A 3,608-nucleotide genomic window follows, 5' to 3' on the forward strand; every position below is an offset into this window, starting at 1 on the left:
ACTGATATTCCGCCGTGGGAATATGTTTGCGGCTGGCCTCGTCATGGGTCAGGGTTTCCACCTGTTTTTTCGATTCTTTTGCCATTATGCCTGCTCCGTGCAAAACGGATTGATGACCGATTTTCGGCTCTTTCCCAAAGCATAGATAAAAATGTTGGTGTCAACGCAGACACGAGCGGTCATGCAATTCATCCCGACGCATGGGTTGCAGATCACCGTCTTTCTCGCCGCTATCCGGCAGATCTGTGACAACCTGTTCACTTATCACCGTAACAATAACCTTTACCCGTTCCTGAGCCCATGATGGCACCTCCCCGGTCCAGGTCAAACGGCCATGATCGTAAATGGCTTCATAGCTTTGCAACATCTCCGTTCCTCCTCATCTCATCGAGACAGAATCGAGGCAACCAGCTTAGCAAATTCCGCCTGTATCTCAAACACCGCCGTAAACTCGGCGAAAGCCCAGCGGCCAAACTTGCCCAGATTGTTCACCCCCGGCACCCAATAAACCTGCATGGTATTGCTCTTTTCCTTGGCATCCTCACCCCGAAAGCCCTTGATTTCTACCACCAGATGCAGAGGATCATCGCGACCATCGTTGATCTGTACAATAAAATCAGGAAGATATGTTTTGCGTGCAGAACCCATAAGATAGGGCACCTCCAGACCAAGTCCCTGGTTTTTCACATAGGCACGCACCAGAGGGTGCGCCTCTGCCACTCGACAAAACTCAGCCTCCCAATCGCTGTCGCACACCACCCAGTTGATATGACAATGACGCGGCGAACTCTTCCAACGGATCTTTTTGGAGGTGGTAAAATGGACAAAACGGGTAGAGCCAGTGGGGTTGTAAGGATCCAGAATCGCCTTGACCGGTCGGTCACCCAGCAGAGAGGCGGTGATGGCGCTTTTGATCTTTTCACAGGCCAGATCGGCAATCTCCTGATAAAGCAATTGGGCCGGAGAGGTACCGCCAATACATTGCAGATAGCCTCCCTCCAACCATTGCCGGGTAATCCTCTTGAGCTGACCAAAAAGATAGAGCTTTGGCTCCTCGCCGGGATCGCGATATTTGCTGTAGAGCAGATGTTTGGCCAGATGAAAAAGCAGCGTGGATTGCCGCATCTCCTGCAAATGCTTCAGGGTCAAATCCACCCCTTCACCCAAAATGCCCTGATTGCGGGTAATGGATGGACCAACCATGTCAGGGCTGAGAATCAAGACAGAATCGGCAGAAAACTGCGCCGTCAACAGTTCGTTGGGCAACTCTACCCGATAGCCTTCCACCCGTGGAAAAAGAATTTCCAACCCATCCCGTTCCGGTCGCACCGCCTGCACACGAATGGTTTCCCGAGGCGGGGTCGGTTTGACGACCACCGGTTTTGCAGTAAAATCAAAGGGTATTCCCAACACATCGGCATATTCGACATTGAATAGTCCGGCCTCGTTGAGATCATAGGATTGTCGGCGCAAGGCGCGCCCCACCACCTGTTCGCAAAGCAACTGGGTACCAAAAGCCCGCACCCCTAAAACATGAGTCACGGTATTGGCATCCCACCCCTCTGTCAGCATGGAAACCGAAACCACACAGCGGATAGACTCCCCCAGTTGGCCCGCCTTGCCGACAGTATTCATCACCTCCCGCAACAGATCGGCATCGCTCAGGCTGTCGGCAGCCTGGCGGTCTCCGGTGCGGGCAACCATCTCCCGCCGAAAACGGTCTATCTCATCGGCGGCCATGTTGCGAAATTCAGCATCCAATGCCTCGCCAGAATCCAACTGGGCACTGTCAATCAGCAGGGTTCGCGGTCTGGGCAAACGGGTGCCATGCTCGTCATAATTGCGAAACAGCTCCAGTCGCCCAGGAACATAGTGACTCCTCCCCTCTTCTCCTTCCTGATTAAAACCCGCGATATAATCGTGGATCAGCTTGGAGGTCGAAGTATTGTTGCAGACCACGATAAAGACAGGGGGTACCGCGACACCTGCCCCCTCCCACAGAGCAAAGGTGGTTTGATAATGGCCGTAGAGAGCTTGCAAAGCAGTTTGCAATTCTGTCGGCAGACTGAGGGGATCCAACATCTTGCCGGAGGTTCCACGTCCCTTTTTGGGCATTTTTTTGCCGATATAATCCCAGAGATTGCGAAACTTGGGCGACTCGCCTCCGGGAATATTATCGGCCACCGGCACTCTGGGCAATTTAACAATGCCGCACTCGATGGCATCCATCAGCGAAAAATCGCTCGCCGTCCAGGGAAACAGCGTCCCTTCGGCATAACCGGAACCACGCAGAAAAAATGGAGTAGCAGAAAGATCATAAACCACCGGAACACCCAAAATGCGTTTGACAGCTTCGATGCCGCTAATCCAAAGCCTGGCCGCCTCATTGTTCTCTTTGGCCTCGGTCAGATCATCCCCTTTGAGCTCCCCTTCGTCGCTGCTGTCCGCTTTGCCGCGATAGCAATGGTGGGCTTCGTCGTTGATAACCAGAATATTTTTCATACCCATCAGTTCAGGCATCACCCGCTGGATCATCTGCCCTTCCGTCTCCAGCGTATTCAAATCCGAACCACGCCCCTGCAACAGAGCACGACCGACCGGGGTGATGGCTATCCGTTCCCGCAACTTGAAAGCATGATAGTTGGTGATGACAATTTTGGCCTTGTCCAGGTCGGCCAGCATCTCATTCGGAACCAACTCCCGACCACGATAATAGCTGTCTGGGTCATTGGGTTGCAAAACCCGCAAGCGGTCACGGATGGTGATACCGGGGGTGATCAGCAAAAAGCCTCGGCTAAACTGTCTGCTTTTGGGATGGCGTAGCGCATTGACTATCTGCCAAGCCATCAGCATGGCCATCACCGTGGTTTTGCCTGCTCCCGTGGCCAACTTGAAAGCGATACGAAACAGCTCTGGATTGGCGGAGGCATTGGCTCTTTGCATATGCTCCAAAGCCCAGCGAGCCCTCTTCGGGGCAACCTCTGCCAACCAGATAGCTGTCTCCACCGCTTCCACTTGGCAAAAAAATGGCCGTATACCCTGGAACGGATGGTGCCGCCAATGCTGCAGCAAACGAACAGTCTCAGGAGTCACCAACCATTGCCCAGGATCAGCAAGCTGCCGCCACTTCTCCACCTCCTCCCTGATTTTATTGAGAATGGCATTGGTATCATAGCTCTGCTCGGCGGTAGAGAGAGTATCAAACAGCAGAGTGGGTTCCGACTTGGGATCACCCCGGCGTCGGGATGGCTTGGGAACCGGCGTGATATAGGAAGAAGGACGCCGTTTGGCAATGATACTACCGGTCGGCTGCCCATCGGGATCCAACTCCCAATGCTGCGCCGGATAGGCGTAGGGTGAGTTCAAAACAGGATGATCAAAAAACTGTAGGCTCATAGCGCACGCTTCCCGTTACCGTTATTGGTCTTGGCAGCCAATTCATACTCCTGAAGGTTCATATTGTACGTATGCAGGTTTGGCTTGGCGAGGGATGAAGCTCGTAGCGACAGGGCAATCGCATTTGAAAACCAGAAAATTATTAGGGAGGTCCAGGAGGAGATTATCTCCTCCTGGTGGGTGCAGGGCAAAGCCCTGCTGGTAATGTGCGG

The 3,608-nt window shown here is 53.3% G+C and carries 3 protein-coding genes; all 3 read right to left on the reverse strand.

What is annotated here, in order from left to right; all coding sequences use genetic code 11:
* Window positions 1-160: 160 nt before the first annotated feature.
* Window positions 161-367, reverse strand: a complete 207-nt coding sequence (locus tag EJP87_RS14680) for a hypothetical protein (RefSeq protein ID WP_130472610.1) — start codon at window positions 365-367, stop codon at window positions 161-163.
* Between the two features lie 17 nt (window positions 368-384).
* Entirely contained in the window at window positions 385-3,396 is a 3,012-nt protein-coding gene (locus EJP87_RS14685) for a BPTD_3080 family restriction endonuclease (RefSeq protein WP_130472611.1), read from the reverse strand.
* Window positions 3,393-3,608, reverse strand: a 216-nt coding sequence (locus tag EJP87_RS18670) for a hypothetical protein (protein WP_227657666.1), incomplete at its 5' end; no start/stop codon positions are given. The genes EJP87_RS18670 and EJP87_RS14685, both read right to left, overlap by 4 nt.

It is taken from the genome of Candidatus Magnetaquicoccus inordinatus, from assembly GCF_004217665.1.
Classification (GTDB): Bacteria; Pseudomonadota; Magnetococcia; order Magnetococcales; family Magnetaquicoccaceae; genus Magnetaquicoccus; species Magnetaquicoccus inordinatus.

Bases quoted from the DNA above. Each gene is read 5' to 3' on its own strand.
- EJP87_RS14680 (WP_130472610.1), bottom strand. From the start codon at position 367: ATGTTGCAAAGCTATGAAGCCATTTACGATCATGGCCGTTTGACCTGG.
- EJP87_RS14685 (WP_130472611.1), bottom strand. From the start codon at position 3,396: ATGAGCCTACAGTTTTTTGATCATCCTGTTTTGAACTCACCCTACGCC.